The sequence below is a fragment of the Bacillus sp. KICET-3 genome, assembly GCF_033261025.1.
In the GTDB taxonomy this organism is placed as follows: domain Bacteria; phylum Bacillota; class Bacilli; order Bacillales; family Bacillaceae; genus Bacillus; species Bacillus sonorensis.
Map to the genome: position 1 here is coordinate 2,635,793 of NZ_CP137345.1, position 22,104 is coordinate 2,657,896.

General features: G+C 45.6%; 21 protein-coding genes, 1 other RNA gene and 1 riboswitch. Of the genes, 2 read left to right on the forward strand and 20 right to left on the reverse strand.

Annotated elements, in window-relative coordinates:
• Positions 1-27: 27 nt before the first annotated feature.
• From R5H20_RS13460 to R5H20_RS13550, 19 genes are all read right to left on the reverse strand, one after another.
• Entirely contained in the window at positions 28-3,594 is a 3,567-nt protein-coding gene (locus R5H20_RS13460) for a dynamin GTPase (RefSeq protein ID WP_040347830.1), read from the reverse strand.
• A gap of 139 nt (positions 3,595-3,733) precedes the next feature.
• Entirely contained in the window at positions 3,734-3,823 is a 90-nt protein-coding gene (fbpC, locus tag R5H20_RS13465; RefSeq protein ID WP_006636341.1) for a Fur-regulated basic protein FbpC, read from the reverse strand.
• A gap of 64 nt (positions 3,824-3,887) precedes the next feature.
• Positions 3,888-4,397, reverse strand: coding sequence for an isoprenylcysteine carboxyl methyltransferase family protein (locus R5H20_RS13470; protein ID WP_006636342.1), 510 nt, complete (start codon positions 4,395-4,397; stop codon positions 3,888-3,890).
• 1 nt (position 4,398) lies between these two features.
• Positions 4,399-5,502 (reverse strand): type III polyketide synthase, encoded by a 1,104-nt coding sequence (locus tag R5H20_RS13475; protein ID WP_006636343.1) that lies wholly within the window; start codon positions 5,500-5,502, stop codon positions 4,399-4,401.
• 34 nt (positions 5,503-5,536) lie between these two features.
• Positions 5,537-6,088: a GNAT family N-acetyltransferase gene (locus R5H20_RS13480; RefSeq protein ID WP_006636344.1), complete on the reverse strand. Its 552-nt coding sequence runs from the start codon at positions 6,086-6,088 to the stop codon at positions 5,537-5,539.
• 89 nt (positions 6,089-6,177) lie between these two features.
• Positions 6,178-7,500, reverse strand: a complete 1,323-nt coding sequence (locus R5H20_RS13485) for a nucleobase:cation symporter-2 family protein (RefSeq protein ID WP_006636345.1) — start codon at positions 7,498-7,500, stop codon at positions 6,178-6,180.
• A complete protein-coding gene (xpt, locus tag R5H20_RS13490; protein WP_006636346.1) occupies positions 7,497-8,081 on the reverse strand; it encodes a xanthine phosphoribosyltransferase in 585 nt (194 codons plus the stop codon). Before xpt ends, R5H20_RS13485 begins: the two co-directional genes overlap by 4 nt.
• Positions 8,082-8,207: 126 nt before the next feature.
• Positions 8,208-8,307: riboswitch (purine riboswitch) on the reverse strand.
• Positions 8,308-8,446: 139 nt separating this feature from the next.
• Positions 8,447-9,949, reverse strand: a complete 1,503-nt coding sequence (locus tag R5H20_RS13495) for a carboxypeptidase M32 (protein WP_006636347.1) — start codon at positions 9,947-9,949, stop codon at positions 8,447-8,449.
• 125 nt (positions 9,950-10,074) lie between these two features.
• Positions 10,075-11,994, reverse strand: coding sequence for an ATP-dependent DNA helicase (locus R5H20_RS13500; RefSeq protein WP_006636348.1), 1,920 nt, complete (start codon positions 11,992-11,994; stop codon positions 10,075-10,077).
• 111 nt (positions 11,995-12,105) lie between these two features.
• Positions 12,106-12,282, reverse strand: coding sequence for a hypothetical protein (locus R5H20_RS13505; protein ID WP_006636349.1), 177 nt, complete (start codon positions 12,280-12,282; stop codon positions 12,106-12,108).
• A 274-nt stretch (positions 12,283-12,556) separates the two neighbouring features.
• Entirely contained in the window at positions 12,557-13,138 is a 582-nt protein-coding gene (locus R5H20_RS13510; protein ID WP_040347836.1) for a hypothetical protein, read from the reverse strand.
• Between the two features lie 118 nt (positions 13,139-13,256).
• Positions 13,257-14,405 carry a THUMP domain-containing class I SAM-dependent RNA methyltransferase gene (locus tag R5H20_RS13515; protein WP_006636351.1) on the reverse strand — a complete coding sequence of 383 codons (1,149 nt, stop codon included), beginning with the start codon at positions 14,403-14,405 and terminating at the stop codon, positions 13,257-13,259.
• A 96-nt stretch (positions 14,406-14,501) separates the two neighbouring features.
• Positions 14,502-14,887, reverse strand: an RNA gene (rnpB, locus tag R5H20_RS13520) — RNase P RNA component class B.
• A 52-nt stretch (positions 14,888-14,939) separates the two neighbouring features.
• A complete protein-coding gene (gene gpsB, locus R5H20_RS13525; protein ID WP_006636352.1) occupies positions 14,940-15,236 on the reverse strand; it encodes a cell division regulator GpsB in 297 nt (98 codons plus the stop codon).
• A gap of 79 nt (positions 15,237-15,315) precedes the next feature.
• The gene (locus R5H20_RS13530; protein WP_006636353.1) at positions 15,316-15,867 is read right to left on the reverse strand and encodes an SLOG family protein; all 552 of its coding nucleotides are present in this window, start codon (positions 15,865-15,867) and stop codon (positions 15,316-15,318) included.
• A gap of 109 nt (positions 15,868-15,976) precedes the next feature.
• Positions 15,977-16,222, reverse strand: coding sequence for a CotD family spore coat protein (locus tag R5H20_RS13535; protein WP_006636354.1), 246 nt, complete (start codon positions 16,220-16,222; stop codon positions 15,977-15,979).
• 267 nt (positions 16,223-16,489) lie between these two features.
• Positions 16,490-17,779: a ribonuclease H-like domain-containing protein gene (locus R5H20_RS13540; protein WP_006636356.1), complete on the reverse strand. Its 1,290-nt coding sequence runs from the start codon at positions 17,777-17,779 to the stop codon at positions 16,490-16,492.
• A 6-nt stretch (positions 17,780-17,785) separates the two neighbouring features.
• Entirely contained in the window at positions 17,786-20,029 is a 2,244-nt protein-coding gene (locus R5H20_RS13545; RefSeq protein ID WP_051056655.1) for a DEAD/DEAH box helicase, read from the reverse strand.
• Between the two features lie 126 nt (positions 20,030-20,155).
• Complete coding sequence (locus tag R5H20_RS13550; RefSeq protein ID WP_006636358.1) at positions 20,156-20,662, reverse strand: PTS sugar transporter subunit IIA; 507 nt, start codon at positions 20,660-20,662, stop codon at positions 20,156-20,158.
• 173 nt (positions 20,663-20,835) lie between these two features.
• Here R5H20_RS13550 and R5H20_RS13555 point away from each other — a divergent pair, with 173 nt between their 5' ends.
• Positions 20,836-21,255 carry an Hsp20/alpha crystallin family protein gene (locus tag R5H20_RS13555; RefSeq protein WP_006636359.1) on the forward strand — a complete coding sequence of 140 codons (420 nt, stop codon included), beginning with the start codon at positions 20,836-20,838 and terminating at the stop codon, positions 21,253-21,255.
• An 18-nt stretch (positions 21,256-21,273) separates the two neighbouring features.
• Here R5H20_RS13555 and R5H20_RS13560 read toward each other — a convergent pair whose 3' ends face one another.
• Positions 21,274-21,717, reverse strand: coding sequence for a YppG family protein (locus tag R5H20_RS13560; RefSeq protein ID WP_006636360.1), 444 nt, complete (start codon positions 21,715-21,717; stop codon positions 21,274-21,276).
• Between the two features lie 181 nt (positions 21,718-21,898).
• Between R5H20_RS13560 and R5H20_RS13565 the strand changes: the two genes are divergently transcribed.
• A complete protein-coding gene (locus R5H20_RS13565; RefSeq protein ID WP_006636361.1) occupies positions 21,899-22,099 on the forward strand; it encodes a YppF family protein in 201 nt (66 codons plus the stop codon).
• The last annotated feature ends 5 nt before the right edge of the window (positions 22,100-22,104 follow it).

Consider the following 22,104-nt stretch of genomic DNA (forward strand, 5'->3'; position numbering starts at 1 on the left):
CAGTCTACCACGCCTGATGAAATAAGGCTATGACTCGATGTCGCGGAGCCATTCTTTTGCTGCGGCGTATGCTTTTTCAATGGTTTCTCCGTCCGTTTTGTTTACAGGTTCATGGAAATATACTTCTTTTTGTTCCGCCAGTTGGTCCATCGCGTTCTGAAAAGATTTCTCCTGGAGAACGTCTGCGTTTTTCCGGCTGCGGCTTAGAAATGTCTGCTTTTCGTGTTGAATCCATTCATCTGTTATGGACGAAAGCTTTGACGTGAGGGATTCGACCAGTCGCGCCTTTCCATTTTGCTGAAAGAATGCTTTCGGTGACTTGAATGTTTTCAACTCCTCACGAAAAACAGCTTCTTCTGCAGAGACCCCATCGGCGACCGCCCCGCCCGCTTTAGGCGGCTCCGCCTTCAAATGCACTGAAAAATACGGGTTTCCTTCAAGTTTTTGTTGAAGCGCGGCTCCCCATTGTTCATCTGCATACTTGACCATCATGTTTTCGATCCTGATGTCGAGTGCTTTCAATTCCTGCAAAAATTCAAATTCATACTCCTTCAGGACGCTTTTCAAAGCTTGTTGCAGATTTTCCTGCCAATTTCCGTTTTGCAGCCCGGGATGGATGGCGGCTTTGAACAGATCATAGGCATAAAAAGAAAGGCGCTGCCTGATATAGTAAAATTGCTCTTCAATATCCTTTTCTGTCATTTGTACAATGTACGTTCCTGCTTTCGTCTCTGCAATCGCCGAGCTTGCTGCTTCATAAGCTTTTGCGATCCGCTCTTTTTCTGCTTCCGTCTCTTTTGCTGAACGGTGCAGAGAGCGGCGGAGCTGAAAAACCGTCTCGCAAAGCGTTTTGCCTTCATGTATCAACTGATCGACGGCAGCTTTCGCCAATCCGTTTTCTATAAACTCGCTAAGGTCTTTCCTGAAACGGCTGAATTCGTTGAAAGGCGCTGTTGTTCCGCTGAGCTCCTGTTTGCTTGAGACATGATAGATATGCGGATGCTTTATCCCCTCTTTGCTCAGCTCGCCACGCACATAATGTTCAACCGATTCCAGCTCTTCAGCACTTCCGGCAAGATCTGCCGCGTTTAGAATAAAGAACATTTTATCCATGCCAAATGCGTCTTTAATTAAACCGAGCTTTCGCAAAAACGACCTGTCCGCTCTTGAAAACGCATGCTGGTAATATGTTAAATAAAGCAGTGCATCGGCGTTTTTCATATATTGAAAAGCAAGTTCTGTATGACGTTTATTTATGCTGCTTGCACCAGGTGTGTCAACAATCGTGATCCCTTTATTTGTGACGGGCGTATGTAAATATACGGTGACTTCCCGCACGGCGCAAGCTGTTTCCTCATCAGCCACATATGGGTGAAGCTCTCCGGATGAAATCGTGCATACATCTTGATTGACAATATAGTGCTGAAAACGCTGATATGCTGATAGAACATGCTCTACTGCCGGACGCTCATCCTGATGCAGCTTTCCTTTTCTCAAGAGATGCTCCAGCTTTTCAGAAAATGTCGCGCCTTTTGCGCCTGACATTTTGCCATCTAAAAGCTGGTTTAGTTCTGCGGTTATTTCCTCTTCGGTTTTAAAGGCCACATCAGCCGTCCCATTTTGTTTTTCATCAGTCGGTTCTGTGATCTTATTGATGGTCGCCGTTGTCGGCGTCGGTGACGACGGAAGCACCTTTTGACCGCAGAGCGCGTTTGCAAACGATGATTTTCCCGAGCTGAAAGCGCCGAAAAGAGCTATTGTAAAGCGTCTTGAATGAAGCCGCTCTGTTTTCGCTAAAAATGCTTTCCTTTGCTTTTGGAGGACCGGAACATCCTCAAGGTCGCGGGCGAGCCGCAAAAAGCGGTCCATGTATTCAGACACACTTCTTTTGCCGATACCTCCAGATTCCGGGGTGTTGTCATCCTGATGCCGTATGCTGTCGTCAGGCTGTTTCGTTTCAAGCGGATTTTGCCATTCTTTCTTTTTGGGTTCGTACCAATCTTCTTCCGGTACATCCCCTCCTCCGTTTTCCCAATGATCCCAGAGGCGGTTCGCTTTTTCATAGGAATTCTGCTGAGCAGCGAGGCGGTAATTCAACTCAGCAAGCTTCGTTTTCCCCTCCTCATATTCGTTCTTGACCACCGTCAGCCGTTGCTCTTCCTTCCGCCTGAGAAGGTGTGTGAACTGTTCTATGAGATTCTGGGCACAAGCTTTCGCTTCTCTTCTGATGCTTTCCGCAAGCTCCTTTGTATAATTCAGTACATATTCAGAAGAAAGCGCCGCTCCGTTTTTCAGTGATTTGAGCAAATGGGGTTCACCCACTTTTGTCGCAAATTGAAGAACATCGGAAAGAAAGTCGTCGCTTTTGACCCCGAATCGATTTGCGAATGTTTTGAAAGCTTCAATGATATGCCAGTCAATTTCAGCTTGAATTCTTTTATTGATATCTCTCAGAAAAGCATCTTTTCGTCTTTGCTTCTCCTCAGCCGTTTTTGCTTTGCTGAAGAGGAATCCTTTTTTAAAGTTTTTTTCGTTCGATTCCAAATAAAATTTGGCCAGCTCTCTCATATCAAACGGCGTTAAATTTGCATTTTGAATGATCGTCTGAATCTCTTTTTTGATTTGTTCTTCCGCCTGTTTGACCATAACTGGCGATTCAGAGAGCTCCGCCTTCAAAGTCCGGACTTTTTCTGAAAGTGCGGAAGTTTCGTCTGAGAGAGACGAGTCTTCATCGCTCATCAGCATCTCGGTATGCTCGCTGATCAAGGCGATGACTTTCTGCTCCGTATATCCGCGCAATTGCTGTTCTGTCTGTTGCTGGAGCTCGGTCAGTTTCTTCCGAAGCCGATTGAATTCATTAAGCGGATGATCTGTTTCTGTAACGGATGTAAAAAAGAGATGATCCGCTTTGATTCCTTCCCTTTGAAGCATGTCGAGAACTTGTTTTTTGTAGGTCTGAAAGCCTGTTTCCGATTCATCGTGACGGTCGATTTGATTGACGATGAAATAAATATTCGGGATTTTTTCACGAATGGAGCGAAGAAAATTCACGTTTTCTTCAGAATGGACATGATTATAATGGACGACATAAAACAGCGCGTCTGCCTGATGCAGAATCGATGATGCCGAAAGGAAATGGGCATCGTCCGTAGAATCGATTCCGGGTGTATCGATGAGCACAGCATGAGGCGCAATCCCCGGAAAATCACCTTCGATTTCAACCATTTCGATCTGGCTTCCATCCTTGCAGTACGCCTGCACCTTTTCTTTATCGTAAGCGCCCTTTATAAGAGCATATTTTCCGTCTGTCGTATGAAGCGCCGTCTTCGTCTCGCCCCTGCGGACAAGCACGAGATTGGCGCTTGTCGGAATCGGGCTTGTCGGTAAAACATGTTCTTGAAGCAGCGCGTTTACCAATGAAGATTTCCCTGCCGAATAATGCCCGCACAAGGCGATATACACTTCTTTGCGGGCCCATTTTTGAATGACGGATGCAAGCTGTTCCGCCCGTTTTTCATCCCCGTTTTTCTTGAGCTCTTTGAAAACAGCTCCCGCTCTCCTCTTCAGCTCGTCTTTCGTATTAACATGTGCCATCAATCTTACCCCTTTTTGCAGTGTCGTTGAAGATGCAGTTCCTTTTCCCATTTTACACGACAATTCTGTATTTTTCTGCACCATCTAACGAAAACATGAGAAAAAGCTGCCAGGACGGCAGCTTCACAGATATATTCAATTATGCGGAGCGCTTTGAAATTCCTTTTAACACATATCCGATCATCAGACTGTATGTACATACAGCACCAACTAAAAAAAACATTGTCATATGTTTCACCATCCTATAATGAGAATGTTTTTCACATCCATTATAAATGAAATGATAATCATTTTCAATGACATAATTTCTTCAGCGCCTGCTCCTCTTCACGGATGCGGATCATCATTAATATGGCATTCGTAACCGTAAATACAACCGCTGTCACATACGCCTGAAAAAGCAACGGAAGCAAGAACAATTCAAGCACGACGGCCAGATAATTTGGATGCTTGATCCATTGGTAAGGCCCTTTTCTGATCAGGTTCGCCCCGGGAATAACCAATATTTTCGTATTCCAGCATTCCCCAAGCGAAAAAAGCGACCAATACCGCAGGCCTTGTGTCAGCAGAAGCGCGAACCCCGTCAAAACAAGGGCCGGGAACGGCAGGATTCCGCGCTCAAAAACGGCCGCTTCACAAATGAAAGAGGCGAAAAACAGGACATGCATCGTCACGATAAATGGATAGTGGCGCTTCCCATATTCGATCGCTCCGCGTTTTTTGGCGTATATTTCATTCCGTTTGGCGACAGCCAGTTCAACAAGCCGTTGAAAGATAAAAACAAATAGAATGATCCAAAACATGTTATCCACCTGCTTTTTTCGTCCATTTCATGATGAGAAGCTCTGATGAAAAACCGGGGCCCAGCGCCCCTAAAAGGCCATGCTTTTCCGGTTCAGGAGTGACGGTCAACAAGCACTCTTTGATGACGTACATAATGGTCGCTGAAGACATATTGCCGTGCTTCGTCAAGATCCGTCTTGAACATGCAAGATGTTCTTCTGAGAAACCGAGGCTCTCCATATAAGCATCAAGTACTTTTTTGCCGCCCGGATGGGCAAGAAACACTTGAATGTCGTCCAGTCCGACGTTTTGTGCATTGAGAAAGGCTTCAACGTCTTTCTTTAAATTTGTCCTGATCAAAGACGGGATGTCCCGGGAAAACACGACTTGAAAACCGTTGTCATTGATGTTCCATCCCATGACATCTTCCGAATCTGGTAAAGTAGACGACCTGGAGCTTAACACCTCCGGCAGGATGCCAAACCGCGAGTCCTGCAAGTCGGCTTCCCTTCCGCACATTAAAACGGCGGCAATCCCGTCGCCGAATAAAGACGTTCCAATCAAATTGCTTTTCGTTTGATCATCCTTTTGAAAAGTTAAACTGCAAAGCTCTGCCGCAATCACCAGAACATAAGCTTTCGGAAAAGCGGTGCAGTATTCAAACGCCCGCGCGATTCCCGAAGCGCCTCCAGCACAGCCGAGGCCCCAGATCGGGATACGCTTCGTCTCTCGTCTGAAAGGAAGAATGTTTATCAGCTTCGCTTCAATGCTTGGGGTCGAGATGCCTGTTGACGACACAAAGAAAATCGCATCAATTTTTTCAAATGGAATCTCTCTTTTTAAAAACCGCTGATCCGCCAGACATTTTGATGCGGCTTCTGCGCTATGCCGTACTGCCATTTCAACGTATATTTGATTTTTCTCCTGAAAACTTTTTGCTTTTTTATACCATTCTATAGGCATGACAAACTGCCTTGATTGAATCTCTCCATTTTTGAATGAAGCCAGCAGTCGGTCAATGTCTCTAAAAGAATCTTTGAACATGTCTCTCGCAAACCCGGCAGCCTGTTCTTGACTGACATGGCAACGGGGGATGCTCGTTCCTGCCGATAAGAGAAAAGCCAAAGCACCACCTCTTCTCAAAAAGCGTACTCAATGCTCATGTGGAGCGCCCAAAAAAGAATGCCATCAGCACTTCATCGTCATACACACCATTCGCATATATTTGTTCTTTTTGAATTCCTTCAACGATAAATCCGTTTTTCTTATAGAGAACAAGAGCCGGTTCATTTGAAGAAAATACAGTCAGGCACAGTTTATGAAGCTGATGAAGTCTGCACCATTTCAGTGTGTAGGACATGATTTCTTTGCCGATGCCGAGCCCCTGCGCCTTGCTGTGAAGCCATGTCCTGAACAATCCGGTATGCCGCTTCATCTGGAGCTCGCCTCTGATCACCCTGGCGATGCCGCAGACCTTTCCATCGATTTCAACGGCTGCATACATATTGTCCTTTTCATTCATATCCTTGATAAAGGCGCGTTCTTCCTCAAGCGTGCGCGGCCTTTCCTTTTGGATGTACACGCCGGTGTCGATCACATCTTTCACCGCTTCGATGATGTCTCCGGCATCCGCCAGGCTGACAGGTCTAATCACGGCCTGTCCGCCGTCTTTTGTGCGGATGTGTTCAACAAGCCCATGCTCTGTTTTCATCAGATTAGCCTCCTCTTCTTACGGATAGTATGTCTGATTACAAAACAGAAAACACGTTCAAAAAAGAAAAACCCCACGATTGTGAGGTTTTAAACAGCTGATTTTTCGCTTGGTACGGCTTCCGCATGTTCCACCGGCACAGGCCGTGAAAATGGATGGATATGAAAAATCGCGTTCAATATAATTGCGGTAAAGCTTCCCGCAACAATCCCGTTCTCAGTCAATAGCTTGATGCTTTCAGGCAGATGCTGAAACATCTGCGGAACGACCGTTACACCGAGTCCGATGCCGACTGAACATGCAACTATTAAAAGGTTTTCCTGTTTTCCGAAATCAACACGGCTGAGCATTTTGATGCCGTAGGCGATCACCATGCCGAACATCGCTACCATGGCGCCGCCCAATACAGGTTTTGGAATGATTGTTGTCAGTGCGGCCGCTTTTGGAAACAGCCCCAACAAAATAAGAAATGCTCCCGCAGCTGCGATGACGCTGTTTTTTTTGACACCTGTCAATTGAACAAGGCCGACGTTTTGCGAATAAGCTGTATACGGAAAAGCATTGAAAATTCCGCCGAATAAAACGGCAAGTCCTTCCGCCCTGTACCCTTTGGCTAAATCCTTCTCCGTCAGCTGTCTGTCCGTCAAATCGCCCAACGCAAAGTAAACGCCTGTAGACTCTACCAAACTGACGATCAAGACAAGGGTCATCGTGATGATCGGAGTGACTTCAAATACCGGGGTTCCGAAATAAAAAGGATGAATCATCTGCATCCAGCCCGCCTGCTCCACTTCTGTAAAATCCACTTTTCCCACCAGGCCGGCGGCAGCCGTTCCGGCCAAAAGCCCGATCAAAATGGAAATAGATTTTAAAAATCCTTTTGTAAAGCGGTTCAACAGAACGATAACCAAAAGAACCGAAAACGCTAAAGCAAGGTTGGACAGCGCGCCGAAATCCTCGCTGTTCTCACCGCCAGCCATATTATTCATCGCTGTTGGGATCAGCGTAATTCCGATGATCGTCACAACGGAACCGGTGACCACCGGAGGGAAAAACCGGACAAGTTTCCCGAAGAAAAACGAGATCAATACAATGATCAGCCCGCCGGCGATAATGCTTCCGTAAATCGCCGGTATGCCGTATTTCGAAGCGATCGCAATCATCGGAGAAACGGCTGTGAAGGTACATCCCAAGACAACCGGCAAACCGATGCCGAAAAAGCGGTTTTTCCATACTTGCAGCAATGTGGCGATCCCGCACATCAAGATATCGGCTGATACAAGGTACGTAAGCTGCTCAGGCGTCAGCCCCAGAGCGTCCCCCACGATAAGAGGAACCATGACGGCCCCCGCATACATGGCCAACACGTGCTGAATACTTAATGAAACGGTTTTTCCGGCTGTCAGCTTCATGACCGCACCTCCTGTAAAAAGGTCACTTTGCCGCCTTTAAGAGATGCGATTCTCGCCAGGGATTCGACTCTGATTCCGAGCTCGTCAAGCTCTTTCCTGCCGTGCTGAAACGATTTTTCAATCACGATCCCGATCCCGCAGACCTTAGCTCCAGCCTGTTCAACGATGGAGACAAGGCCTTTTGCAGCTTGTCCGTTCGCTAAAAAGTCATCAATGACAAGCACGTTGTCATCCTCTGAAAGATGGCCGGCTGAAATGGCAATCGTACTTTCCGTTTTTTTCGTAAATGAGTAAACAGATGCCGTCAGCAAATTGTCGGTCAATGTGAGAGATTGGCGCTTTCTTGCAAAAACAACAGGTACGCCAAGCTTTAATCCTGCCATAACGGCCGGCGCGATTCCGGAAGACTCAATCGTTACAATCTTTGTAACCCCTTCGCCCTGAAAAAGAGAAGAAAACTCTTCACCGACAGCCAGCATAAGCTCCGGATCAATTTGATGGTTCAAAAAAGAATCGACCTTCAGCACTTCTTCAGACAGCACAGTGCCTTCTTCTTCAATTTTTCGTTTTAGCTGTTCCATGTATAACCCTCCGTTTTTGAAATGCCCCTTATTAAAAATAAAAAAGCATTGCCGGCTCGTAATAACAGTCGAGCGGGCAATGCTGAAAAAGACGAAAACCGCCTGCTTACAAGACGGCAGACATTCGTATCGTTAGCGCCCACTCATAGTCGGACATTTACGGTGCCCGGTAGAAACTTGCGTGCCATATCCACGCGATTATATGAGTGATATATTGTATCAAATTATAGCAACTTTCCGGCGAATTGGAAAGACTAAAATCAAAAAACAACGAACTCCCTGACAAATTTCCGTCCAAACGTTCGTATTTGACTGAAAATTCAGATGGCAAAAACCCCTTCCCGTGTTATGGAAAGGGGTTTCGATTACAAATACAAATTCGTGTACTTTTCTTCCAAATAGCTGATCAAATAACGGACGTTCAATTCCTCTCCTGTCGCGGCTTTCATGATCTCGAGCGGTTTTTTTCGTTTGCCGTGAACATGGACGTGATCTGTGAGCCATTTTTTGATCGGCTGAAACTCTCCGTTTTCTATCAGCTGGTCGAATGCGGGAAGATCTTCAAGCATGTTTGCCCTCAGCTGTGCGGCGTACATATATCCGAGTGCATATGAAGGAAAGTAGCCAAAATCACCGCCTGACCAGTGGACATCCTGCAATATTCCTTTTGCATCGTCTGGAGGCGTAATACCAAGATAAGCTTCATATTTTTCATTCCACAGCTTCGGCAGGTCCTCAACCGAGACTTCGCCGCTGAATATCGCTTTTTCGATTTCATAGCGGATCATGATATGCAGCGGATATGTCAATTCATCCGCATCAATCCGGATCAAAGACGGCTTCGATTCATTCACGGCCCTGTAAAATGCTTCAGCCGTAACACCTTGAAACTGTTCCGGACTTGCTTCTTTTATTTTATAAAAATACCGCTTCCAGAAACCGGGGTGCCTGCCGATAAAGTTTTCATAAAACAAAGATTGTGATTCATGAACTCCCATTGAAGCGCCTTCTGATAAATTGGTTCCGCTCAAAGCTTCATCAATGTTTTGCTCGTATATCGCGTGTCCGCACTCATGAATCGTCCCGAACACAGCCGAACGGAAATCGGACTCGTTATATGCGGTGGTCACCCGCGCATCTCCCGGACTGATCGTGATCTGGAACGGATGAACCGTCTCATCCAGGCGGCCTGCATGAAAATCATAGCCGAGCTCGGCTAAAAAGAAATGGCATAATTCGCGCTGCCTCTCTTTTGGAAAATGCTTATTCACAAAACTCGTGTCAGGCTTCTGTGGGCTGTCGGCGATTTTTTGCACGAGCGGAACGATCGACTCCCTCAATTCGGAGAAAAGCGCGTCAAGCGTTTTGACCGTAACACCCGGTTCATATAAATCCAAAAGCGCATTGTAAGGATGGCCCTCATATCCCCAGTATGTAATAAAACGCTTTTTGAAATCGATGATTTTTTCCAAGTAAGGGGAAAACAGAGAAAAATCTGATGATGTTTTTGCTTCTTCCCAGACCGATTCCGCTTTGGATGTCAGCGTCGTATATTCTTTGAATTCATCCTCAGGGATTTTACTGTTTAATTCGTATTCTTTTTTTGCTTCTTCGACCGCTTTTTGCGTATCATGCGGCAAGTTCTCTTTTTGTTCGGACAAAGCATCAAGCAGCTCTTTCATCCGCTTTGACGTCCTCATCTGAAAAACGTCTGCCGATAATTGTCCGATCGCTTCTGAACGGTATTCTTCCCCTTTTTTCGGAGCGCCCGTTCTCATATCCCAATACATCACGTTGATTGCTTGTTCATATTGGCTGATTTTCTTTAACAATTGCAAAAATTCTTTTTCATATGTATTCACACTCAACATCGATCCCCCTCTTCCTGATAATGATGCGAATTGTAATCAGACTAATGGAAATATTTACGAAAGTCAACTTTTATGCCGTTGCAACCGTATAAAAAAAGAAAAGCGGAAAACCCGCTTTTCATTTAAACATAGACCGGATCAACAGGAAGCACCGCCTCGACCTCTTTCATCACATTCCACTCTTGATCAGACACAGCGTAAATATGGATCTTGCCCCTGTCTTCGTTGGAACGGATCAAACGACCGATGCCCTGACGGAGCCTCAGCAGCATATAAGGCAGATCGACTTCGCGGAATGCGTCCTTTACACCGCTCCGCTTCGCTTCAAACACCGGATCGTACGGCGGAAAAGGAAGCGACCAAATGATGACATTTTGCAGCGAGCTGCCCGGGATGTCAAGCCCTTCCCAAAGATGTACGGAGCAAAGAACAGAATCTTCTATGTTCTGAAATTTTTCGACGATCGTACTGATTTCTTCGTCTCCTTCAAAATATACGGGGAACGGAAGGTTCTTCCCGGCGAGCTGCTGTTTAAACGCCTCCAGTTCTTCAAATGACGGGAACAGGACGAGGGTTCTTCCCCCCTCTTCTCTCATGCTGCCGACCGCCGCGCTCCCCTTCTTCTCCGCATCAGCGATTCGGTGAATGTACACATTCATCTGCTCTTCATAATCGTAAGGCGAATCAACCGTTAGCGATAAATAGTCGCGAATGCCGAGGCTTTTCGCCAAATAATCAAAAGAACCCTTTTCCGATAATGTCGCTGAAGAAAAGATAAATGGGATCGGTTTGGAAAACACTTTCTCTCCAAGGACTTCCGAGACCGTCCGCGGCATCACCACAAATGTCGATTCAAGCTCTTTCTGCTCGAGCCAGCTGATCGCATTTTTTCTATAAAGCGAAAGAGAGTAGGCCATTTGTTCAAGATATTCTTCAACCACTGTTAAAGCATACTGGTCAAGTGTATACAATTCGCCTTCGAAAACAAGCGCCTCGCCGATTTTTTCAAGCAGATCATATAGTTCTCCGGCTGCTTTTTTCACTCCGGCATCATCCTTGATGCGCAAGCGGTCCGAACCTTCGGCTTTTTCGGCATTGGCGGAAAGCAAATGAAAAAATTCATCATTGACGCGCAGCGCTTCTTCCACCAGTTCGGCAAACTCTTCTCTGATATCATTTCCCAGCAGCCGTTCAAGAAACATTTCCAGGGTCGATTGCTTCACTCTGTATGTCAGCGCTTTTTGCGCGGCAAATTCAAGCAGATGCCCTTCATCAAAGACAACAGCGCTGTGTTCGGGCAACAGCGGGAGCTGCCCTTCCCGTTTTCTCGCTTCCTCTGTCCAGATATGCTCCATATAGAAATCATGGGAGCAGATGATGAAATCCGTCGATTTCCGATAATGGTCCCTTGACAGCGTCAAGCCGCAGCGGTGTCTCATATCGCAAGTGAGGCAGTCCTGAAATGAATCATACCCGATGTCAGCCCATTCCGCGTTCGACAGTGAAGGGTATTCCTTTCTGTCTCCATACGGAGAAAATGACTGCATCCCTTGTGATTCATGGACAAAGCCCGGAAGCTCCTCATAAAGGTCAAGCCATTTTTCATCATCAGAACGCTGCATCGTTTTTTCTAGCTTTTTCAGGCACAAATATTGATCATGCGATTTGCTGAGCCTTGCATCAATGGTCAGGCCCAGGTGTTCGGATATTTTATGAATATCCCCTTCTTTTTTGACCAGCTGTTCAATCAGCGTCTCATCCGCACAAGCGATGACCGCCGGTTTACCCGTATATCTGGCATAGCTGAGCGCAAACAGCAGATATACAAGCGTCTTTCCCGTTCCTACACCGGCTTCGGCAAACATGACCTTTTTTTCTTTAAATGCCCGCTCTAATTGAAAAGCCATGAATATTTGCTCATCCCGCAGATCAAAGCCCTTTTCAGGAAGAATATCGTAAAATACATCACCGATCCAATTGTTCAGTTCTTCATAAAAGTTTTTTGTTTTTGTTAATGAAAAAGGCAGACGAGATGCTGTCACCCTGCTCCAACCCCCAACTATCGAGTTTTTCAGAACTTTTATCCTATCACTATGGGTTTAGAAATTCAACAAGAAAGATTTGTGAAACGTAAAAAGGGGCAGGGCGGGCCATCATTTCCGGTAAATCGAATACGTCAAAAACGGGTGGTCTGTCGATTCCATATGGCTGATCGCGTTTTTAAGCTCTTGTTTCGCATATGTAAGCTGCTCTCCGCCATCGCTTTCCAGCTCGCTGGATGACATCTCAAGGGCTTTTTGAATCATTTGGATATGTTCGCTGCTTAACATGACATCACCTCTTTACAAATGGAATAATCCCGAGTATATGCAAAGTTTTCCGTTTTTATACAGGCTGATTTTCAAGTTGCAACCCGGCGAATTGTAAGACGAAGGCTTGGACATCTGCCTATTTTTCCTTCTTGAAGAGGATGCCACGGTATACTAGAATCCCTTTCATCCCTGCAATTGGGCTTTTCCTCTGAGAACACGATACAGACAATGTGCGTTTTATCCAACACACATACCCAGTCTATTCCATTATTTCATCATATGTTGTATGGAATTAAAAATTATATACAGAGGTGGAAAGTTTATGTACTATTATGTACCTTTTAAAAAACACGATTGGGATCATTACGGCAAGTATGAGCATGATTATGATCCTTACAAGAAGGACTACTACGAGCCTTACAAAAAGCACGATGAGCGCTGTAAAAAGGAGTACTACTACTATTGCGAGCCTAAAAAGGAGCACTATTACTACGAGCCTTGCAAGAAGGATCGCGAGTATAAGAAGGATTTCTACTACCATGAGCCTTACAAGAAGCATCACGAGTATAAGAAGGACTACTACTACCATGAGCCTTGCAAGAAGCATCACGAGTATAAGAAGGACTATTACTACCATGAGCCTTGCAAGAAGCACCACGAGTATAAGAAGGATTATTACTACTACTGCGATCCTTGCAAGAGACATGATGAGCCATGCAAAAAAGAATACTATTACTATGAATCGCCTAAAAAGTACGATGAGTACTCTTATAAAAAGAAAAATGATTCCTGGATCTTCTAGAGAATCGATATTTTGACGCGCGGCTAACAGCCTTGGATTCCCATATGTTTTCTGCTTGTCCCCGACAGGCAAGACCCCGCTTCAACAAGCGGGGTTCCATATCACAGCAGTTGATGCGATATAAAAATTTCCCCCATCACAAAAAGGACTGTCGATGTTGGTGACAGCCCTTTTGATCGGCCTAAATGTTTTAATCTTTTTTCGCTTTCGGCGGCCTTTTCCCCCAATACTGATAATAGTCTGTTTTAATAAAGCCGTTAAAGAGCTTTCGTTTCTTCGTCGCTTTTTTGCCGTAGCATTCTTCAAAGCGTTCGTTTGATGTCAGCATATACACGGACCATGTATCAAGTTCGGCAAACGCATGGCCCATATCCTTGTACATATTTTCGACTTCCTCTTTTTCTCCGAGTCGTTCGCCGTACGGCGGATTCCCGACAATGACGCCGTATTCCTCTTTGGTCGTAAAATCTTTAACCTGCATCTGCTTAAATTCGATTAAATCGGCCAGCCCCGCTTCTTCGGCATTTGCCTTTGCGATTTCGACCATACGGTGGTCGATGTCATAGCCGTAGATGGACAACGGCTGATCATAATTCGCTTTTTCTTCAACTTCCATCCGGGCTTTATTCCAGAGTTCTTTTCCGATCCATTCCCATTTTTCAGAAGCGAACTCCCTGTTAAATCCGGGAGCGATGTTTTGTCCAATGAGGGCCGCTTCAATCGGAATCGTGCCTGAACCGCAAAACGGATCAACAAACGGCCTGTCAGGCGTCCAGTTCGTCAGCAGAATGAGAGCGGCGGCAAGTGTTTCTTTTAGCGGCGCTTCCCCCTGGCCTGCCCGGTATCCCCTTTTGTGCAGTCCTGCGCCTGATGAATCGAGCGTGATGACTGCCTTGTCTTTTAAAAGCGAGATTTCAAGTTTATATTCCGGACCTGTTTCCTCAAGCCATTCGTTTTGTTTTTGATATTGTGTTTTCAGCTTTTCGGCAATCGCTTTTTTCACGATCCGCTGGCAGTCGGGAACGCTCGCGAGAACCGACTTTACCGATTTCCCCGTAACGGGAAATTTCGCATTCTCGGGGAGGAAGGCGCTCCAGTCAATGGCTTTTGTTTTTTCAAATAATTCATCAAATGTTTTCGCGGTAAATTCAGCGGCCTGAATTTTCACCCTGTCAGCCGTTCTCAGCCAAAGGTTTGCCCTGCAAATGGCAAGGGCGTCCCCTTCGAACACCACTTTTCCATTGTCAACGGTACAGTCATAGCCAAGGGCGCGAACCTCTTTGGCGACGATCGCTTCGATTCCCATCGGGGCTGTTGCAATTAATTTGAAGGTTTTCATCATATCACCTGTTTTTTATGTATGTCTTTTCATGATAAAAGCTCTCCTTTTGACGGAGAGCTTATGCATTGTCATCATAATAAATGGTTCATAACGTTCTGTAAGCCATGTTTTGTTCCCTCGTACTGCAATCGGCTTTCACCTCGTACTCAGGTGGTAATCATCTATCTACAGAGATATCTCTGTCCTTCCTTCCGTTCATTTCCGTTCAGAAGGTTCCCCTACCAAAATTTGGGTTTCTCGCTCGAGGGGTTTACCTCGTTCCACTCTCACCATTTCTAGTGAGACTTCGTCACTGTGGCACTTTCAAGGATACTCAGCCATATCCGAAAAGGACGTAGGCTTTTTTCCTGCCGTCAGCCTGAAAACAGGCTGCCCTAGCTTATGACTTCGCTAGGCACGAACACTACGGGCATCTCAGCACCGTGCGAGCATGGACTTTCCTCTACAGATGCAAACATCTGCAGCGATTACCCGAACGTTAAGACATCCACTATTATAGCCTATTTTCTTCTAAAGGGCAAGGTTTTTTCATCAATCGTATAATTTGCTTCCAAATACATGTTTTTCTAAATTGGACAGTCTTTTCAAAATATCAAAGTTGGTCGTATTTGATTGAGCAGGCTGTCTTTTGCTGGCTTCTTCCAGCTGTTTTTTCAAGTTCAGGTTTTCCTGCTGCAATTCCTCAATTTCCTCATGGAAGGCTTCGTAGTCTTTAATCACCATGTCCAGAAACTTGTCAACATCTTCCTGTTTGTAGCCTCTGACTCCTGTTTTGAACTCTTTTTCTAAAATTTCTTTAGCAGAAAGCTTCACTTTATCAGCAAGCATCTTTTTCACCTCATATCGTGAATCATCATCTTATATTTTTTCAGAAAACGTGTACAATGTCAAATTTCTCATGTGTATGTCACTCTTCAAAAAAACTGTGCTCCTCAACGGTCCATCTAAGATCATCCATCGTGATCATGTAGATCGGGAAATCGCGTTTTTCCTGGGCTTTTTTCGCTTCATTCAGCATGTAAACAGGCGATCCTTCCGTTTCTTCATCATAAAGAATCAGCAAAGCATCGGCTTTTTCAATGAAAAACCGGTTTTTCTGCTTAAATTGCGCCGGGCTTTCATAAGGCCTGTGGGTCAGGCTTTCCGTGTAATCGCTTTGGGCCAGCACCGCCTCATACTGTTCTTTGTTTTTCTCATTCCAATTCTTCTCCTGATCAAAAAACGGGGTAATGACCGCCACTTTCAGCTCCGGATATTCTTCCTGAAGGGAAAACGCCACTTCCGCCGCCCAGATTTCGGTCCCCAGCTGCCCAGAAATGAGTATCCATTCCAATCCTTCATCAAGCAAAGCGAGAATCCTGCTTTCAATCGCTTTTTTTATGTAAAAAAGCGCCGGGTCATCCTGTTTAAATATTCCGATTTCAAATGGTTTGTAGCCTGTAACAGCCAATACTTTCACTTGATCACCTGCTAAAAAATGGGGCCGTGCTCCGCCCCATTTTTTAAAATATTCTCTTTCCGTCAAAACCGGCTTGATTCATCCTCACAAAACCTCCGCAGTCCGCCTTTTAGTAGCCGCCAAATCCTGATCCTGTGTACGGGCCCGGTCCGGGACTGACGAAATGCTGATGTGTCGCCTGACTCACATTTGATTGAGTTTGCGGGTAGTAATGAACGTGTGCAAAATGTTGATGGTTGATATTCGTAGTATGCTGCGGATGAATATGCGGTACGAACGTTTTGCCGTGCGTGTGAGTATAACAGCATTGTGTAGGATGAACAATCGGCCCCACCATGTTTGGTCTGCAGTGCATGATCTGATCCCCTTTCCTAAAAGCTTATATATACACTATTAAACTATGAAGCAGGGGATGAACATGTACTAATATAAAAACCTATTTTAAAAGTAAGCCATAAAGCTTTCCTTGAAATTGGTCAAAACAAAAATGATAAATAAAACAACGACAAAAAACAAATAAAACAGCCCCTTATACATATCAACGCTCCCTTCACCACAGTCTAGCGTTATTTTACAAGAATTTTGATGTTTCTACAATTCATAACATGTTCCATTGTTATTATTAAAAAATACCGTCGGTTTTTGCGCTTGCCCGGGGAATATTTTTCCCGCATTTCCTCAACAGCCGCTGATGGCGGATGTCAAGCTGGGCCGCCTCCCTTTCCGTCGGCACAAGCTTTTTGGAGCTGCACTGGCTGAGGAGATCTTCTGTGATGTGGAGCGCGGCCGGAATATCACGCTTTTGATGTTCGTAATATTTAGCAAGCTCGATGCTTGCCCGCCAGGCTGTTTTTTCATCTGCAGCGTCCCGCAGCTTTTGCCACAGTGCAGCTGCTTTTTCAAGCATGCCCTGTTTTTTATATTGAAGCGATAAATCAAATGACGCCCGGTCGGACTGTTCAAAGGTTTTAGACTCAAGCTCTTTTAATTGAGCAGTCGCAAGTTCCGCCTCCCGGTTTGCGAGGAGCCATTTGGCCATTGCATATTTTTCATTTGCTTCCGCCGTTTTTCCGGGCGAAAGGATTTTCTTTGACAGATGGATATAAAGCGTGATCAATGAGAGGACGTCAAGCTCGTTATGGCGAAGAACGCCTTCAATTATGTCAGGACGTTCCTCCTTTAAAAAATGGAAATAGATCATCGGCGCCAAATAGCCCGGGGTATCTTCGGCTCTCTCAATGCCCAGCTCCTCTTTTTCAACCGTGCTCAAAGAGACGCGTTCGAATTTATGTTTCCACAGCCGCCGCGCGCCATGCAGCAAGTCGAAATGTCCAAAATCAGGAAGTTCCGGAAGCCTGTCGCGAATCAGCGTATGTCTCGTTTTCACCTGAGGCCAATCGAAAGCTTTGCCGTTGTAGGTGCAAAGCGATTTAATATCAACCTCGCTTAAAAAACTGTGGTAAAGCGCGACCTCATTTCCCGGTTTGGGGAGCAGATGCTGTTTGACGACAACTTTATCATCGTAAACCCTTGCATGGCCGAGTAAAAAGATCGTGTTGCCGGCACCGCCTCCAAGCCCGGTCGTTTCAGTATCAAAGAAAAAAAGCTGGCTAGGCTGATAGCCTTTGCTGGACAAGGAATGGGTTATACCGCTGTTATTCCATGCGCCGACAACGTCATGAAGCTCGGAAAACGAATACTTCCCATGGACATGCGTCAGCGGGTAGACCACTTCGCGGATCAAACAGTAGCATTCTTCGAACACATATGGTTTGACTCCGAACGCTGACCATTCTTTTTCAAATGACGGGGCCTGTAGGGCTTGGGAAGGGGCGCCGCCTTCAGCGCCGCTTCTTTTTTCTTTATTTCCCAGGTGATGTTTATAGCGGTTCAGCTTTCTTTTTAAAGACATGTGATCTCAACCTTTCCAGCCATTTAAAAGGCGAAGCGCATTGTCCTTTGTCTGATTGCTTTCACCGTCGACTCCGATGCATGACGGACAGCCTGAACGGCACGGACAATTTGCAATGAGCTGATAGGCTTCACCGATAATCTCGGGCATCTGCTCATAAACTTTTTGCGATAAACCGACGCCGCCCGGATAGCGGTCATACAAAAAGATCGTCGGCTTTTCATTATGGACCGCTTTGATTTGCGGGAAGACATGCAAGTCAGACGGATCGCACATGACCTTCAGAGCGGCGACATAGCCGAGTACGTTTGCAGCGCCTAATAAAGCTTCTTCTAATTTGATGTCATTCCAATGCTGTCTTTCTTCATCATTGACTTGAACCCAGGCCGCATTTGTATGAAGCTCTTCTTCCGGAAGGTGGATCGGACCTGAGCCGATATTTTCATGTGTTTCAAATTTTATTTTTTTGAAAATGGTCGCTTTTGCCTGGACCGTCACATCACCGAATCCGAATTGTGCGGCATCTGTTTCCTTTGTTTGGTCAATTTCAAGCACTTTCAACAAAACGGCTAGGTTTGCGTCTGTATAGTAATCGACCTTGACCTCGCGGACAAACGCTTTTTTCTCTTCCCAGTCCAGCTTTTCAACCTGGTACTGAATTCCCTGGTGCAAATAAATCGCTTCATCATGCAAAAGCGTCATCGCGCTGAACCTGTCCATCTCGCCGATGACCTTTGCTTTCTCACGTTTTGACTGGTCAATGATGACGACATTCTCCTGTGAAGCTGACCTGAGACTGATGCCGTGGGCCGGAAAAGCGTCGTTCATCCAATGGTACGTCTCTCCGCTTAAATGAAGAACCCTTTCCTCCGCCAAATATTCCAGAATATCTTCTATCTCCACACCGCCAAATGAATCGGTCCGCTTAAAAGGAAGCTCAAAAGCGGCACATTTAATATGATCGACCAGAATGACAAGGTTATCCGGGTTGATCACAGCGGTTTCGGGATTTTGCTTAAAGAAATAGTCTGGATTTTGGACAATATACTGATCGAGCGGCGCAGAGCTTGCCACCATGACGATCAGCGCTTCATTGTGCCGTCTCCCGGCCCGTCCAGCCTGCTGCCACGCGCTTGAGATCGTTCCCGGATATCCGGTCATAATGCACGTTTGCAGCTGGCCGATGTCAACGCCGAGTTCAAGCGCGTTTGTGCTGACGACTCCTTTGATCTCCCCGCTGCGAAGCCCTTTTTCAATCATCCGCCGTTCAGTCGGCAAATATCCGCCTCTGTAGCCTTGAATCGCATGGGCGCCGACAATCGGCTTCATCACGTCTTGAAGGTACGTTAAAATAATTTCAACCCTCACCCTGCTTCTCGCAAAGACAATCGTTTGAATCTGATTTTTCAAAAATTCGGAAGCCAGCTTCCTGACCTCAAGCGTAGCGCTTTTTCTTATATTAAGCGCATGGTTGACAATCGGAGGATTATAAAATAAAAAGTGCTTTCTCCCCGAAGGCGCGCCATTATTTGAAATTAAATGCATCGGCTGTCCCGTCAGCGTCTCTGCAAGCTCCAAAGGATTGGCGATCGTCGCCGAAGTGCAGATGAACTGCGGCCTGCTGCCGTAAAATTCACATATGCGCAGCAGACGTCTGATGACATTTGCAACATGGCTGCCGAAAACGCCCCTGTAAACGTGAAGCTCGTCGATAACGATGTACTTCAAGTTTTCAAACAGGGAAACCCATTTTGTATGATGAGGCAGAATGGCCGAATGAAGCATATCCGGATTTGTGATCACAATATGGCCCGCTTTTCTGACCTTCTGCCTGATGGCCGGCGATGTATCGCCGTCATATGTATAGCAATTGATCGATGCGCCAATCTCCTCGATCAGTTCATTAAGCTCGCTTTTTTGATCCTGTGATAATGCCTTTGTCGGAAAAAGATATAATGCCCTTGCATCAGAGTCCTCGGTAATCCGCTGAATAACGGGCAGGTTGTAGCAAAGCGTTTTTCCCGATGCAGTCGGCGTCACAAGTGTTACATTTCTGCCGTTTGCGCTGTGCAGAAACGCTTCAGCCTGGTGGGAGTAGAGCTTTTCAATCCCTCTGCGCCGCAGCGCCTGAACGAGTTTTTCGTTCAACCGTTCCGGAAAATCTCGGTAGTCCGCATCTTTTTTTTCGATTGTATGCCAATGAACGATTTGTTTGCTGAAAGTCTGGTCTTCTTTCAGAAACTGAATCATCTCTGTCAAATTTCGTTTTTGAAACAACACTGTCACCTCTCCACTACCTATTTTAGCGAATGTCCGTTCGTTCTGAAAGAGGTGAATATCATCAAAAAAAGCAGAGAACGGCTCCCTGCTTTTTCATCACTTGACTTTCAGCTCCATAAGCTTTGTCTGGCTTTTTTTCGCCGCTCCCTCTTCATGCTTTGTGACCCGCTCCACCGCATCGCCGTTCATAATGACGATCGGAGTAACCGTGCTGCTCGCTTTTTCTTTGATCAGCTCTAGATCGCATGTAATTAAAGGGTCTCCGACTTTTACTTTGTCGCCTTCTTTGACATGGGCGGTAAAGCCTTCCCCTTCCATGCTCACCGTTTCCAGCCCGATATGGATTAAAAGCTCCACTCCGGACAATGAACGGATGCCGATGGCATGCTTCGTATGGAACAGCTGAATCACTTCCCCGTCTACAGGTGATACGATTTCGCCGCTGGAAGGCTCTACAGCCATTCCGTCACCCATCATTTTTTGAGAAAAAACGGGATCCGGCACTTTTGATAGATCGATTACTTGTCCGTCAACCGGTGAAAAAACGGTTTCTTCTTTCACTTCATCCTGTTTATGACCAATACCGAACAATTTTTTCAGCAAAGCAATTGGGCTCCTTTCAAATACGCCTCTTTATGTAGCTTTAAAAGAGGAACAATTTTAATCAAAACTACGGATTCCCCACTATTTAACCATACTTTCAAATTCCCATCAATCGATAACCATATCAATTGCCCCTGCATAAGCTGAAAGTAAAAAATCCGAGGTGACAGTGAATGGATCCAAAAGAGCATGATGATCACTCTCTCAGCAAAAAAGACGAATTTCAAGAAGCGGTTGAACAATTATTTTATGCCTCTCCTTTTCATGAAATCTTAAATTCATTTCAAAAAATCATATCTGATCAGCTGCAGCATTCAAGCATTTCGATGAACCTCACAGAAAAAAACGGAGAGCTTCAAATCGACATTACCGTCCCCGAATCGTTTCAAAATGGCGATATTATGATTGAAGCCAAGTCGCGGTATTTGCACATCGCCTTAAAAGAAGAAACAAAAGGCGGAAATTCACAATCATTTTCAAGCCTGTCAAGAACAATCCTGCTCCCATACCCCGTGCGTGAAGAAACGATGAAGACATCATGGAACCGGAACGTTCTGACCGTTTCTTTTCCGGCGCAAAAAAAGCATGAATGACGATCATCCATGCTTTTTTTATTTAAAAAACCCTATAAAACCTTTAGCAAGCGATCCCACCTGGTTGACGGCGCTCACCATTTGGCCGGCTGTATCCATCATCTTATTAAAGTCAAACTGGCCGTTCTTTTTCTTAAACTGTGACAGGAAGCCCTGAAATTGGGAAGGCTGATGGAGGTTGGGCCTTGGCAGCGGATACGGATTCGGATAAGGAAATGGCTGAACTTGCTGGACAGGCTGCTGATAGGCTGAAAATGGGGCGATCTGTTGCTGCACCGGCTGAAAAAAAGCTGGCGAAGATTGAAACCCGCTGCCTCCCGGCTGGGCATACTGGGCCTGTTCATGGCCGTAGTCATGAGGAGCAGGCTGATAAGACGGGTGCCCATGGGAATACGGGTAACCCGGATAATATAAATGCTGATCGGAATAAGGAAATCTGGTGGCGGCTCTCCTTTCTTCCATCTTTCATCTCTCCTTCTGGCGCCCTTTTTCTATCATCGTATGACATGTATGCCTATCCCGTTCCAAAGCAACTGTCACAAATTTGTCAAAAAGTGTCGAAAGATTTAATTTTTGAAAAACAGAAAAAAGTCGAATTGTTATGGTACTATATTATTACTATAGATGAGAGGGGATGCGACATTTGAACGTATCATACTTAAGAAATTGTTTTGCCGAGATGAAGCAGTACGAGACAGACTGTATGAATAAGCTGATGGATTTTGCTAAGTTTTTATACATTCAGGGGCATCTGACATTAAACGAATTTCGCACAAGTATGAAAGTTCTTGAAGCGAATGGAGCACAGCATCCTGCTTACGATTTACATGCGGACGCCAATTGACCAAA

Coding starts and splice junctions, on each gene's coding strand:
- R5H20_RS13560 (WP_006636360.1), bottom strand. CDS start 21,717: ATGGAAGAAAGGAGAGCCGCCACCAGATTTCCTTATTCCGATCAGCAT.
- R5H20_RS13485 (WP_006636345.1), bottom strand. CDS start 7,500: ATGAAGCTGACAGCCGGAAAAACCGTTTCATTAAGTATTCAGCACGTG.
- R5H20_RS13540 (WP_006636356.1), bottom strand. CDS start 17,779: ATGTCTTTAAAAAGAAAGCTGAACCGCTATAAACATCACCTGGGAAAT.
- R5H20_RS13555 (WP_006636359.1), top strand. CDS start 20,836: ATGGATCCAAAAGAGCATGATGATCACTCTCTCAGCAAAAAAGACGAA.
- R5H20_RS13460 (WP_040347830.1), bottom strand. CDS start 3,594: ATGGCACATGTTAATACGAAAGACGAGCTGAAGAGGAGAGCGGGAGCT.
- xpt (WP_006636346.1), bottom strand. CDS start 8,081: ATGGAACAGCTAAAACGAAAAATTGAAGAAGAAGGCACTGTGCTGTCT.
- R5H20_RS13480 (WP_006636344.1), bottom strand. CDS start 6,088: ATGAAAACAGAGCATGGGCTTGTTGAACACATCCGCACAAAAGACGGC.
- R5H20_RS13535 (WP_006636354.1), bottom strand. CDS start 16,222: ATGCACTGCAGACCAAACATGGTGGGGCCGATTGTTCATCCTACACAA.
- R5H20_RS13545 (WP_051056655.1), bottom strand. CDS start 20,029: ATGATTCAGTTTCTGAAAGAAGACCAGACTTTCAGCAAACAAATCGTT.
- fbpC (WP_006636341.1), bottom strand. CDS start 3,823: ATGACAATGTTTTTTTTAGTTGGTGCTGTATGTACATACAGTCTGATG.
- gpsB (WP_006636352.1), bottom strand. CDS start 15,236: ATGCTTGCTGATAAAGTGAAGCTTTCTGCTAAAGAAATTTTAGAAAAA.
- R5H20_RS13515 (WP_006636351.1), bottom strand. CDS start 14,405: ATGAAAACCTTCAAATTAATTGCAACAGCCCCGATGGGAATCGAAGCG.
- R5H20_RS13505 (WP_006636349.1), bottom strand. CDS start 12,282: ATGTTAAGCAGCGAACATATCCAAATGATTCAAAAAGCCCTTGAGATG.
- R5H20_RS13470 (WP_006636342.1), bottom strand. CDS start 4,397: ATGTTTTGGATCATTCTATTTGTTTTTATCTTTCAACGGCTTGTTGAA.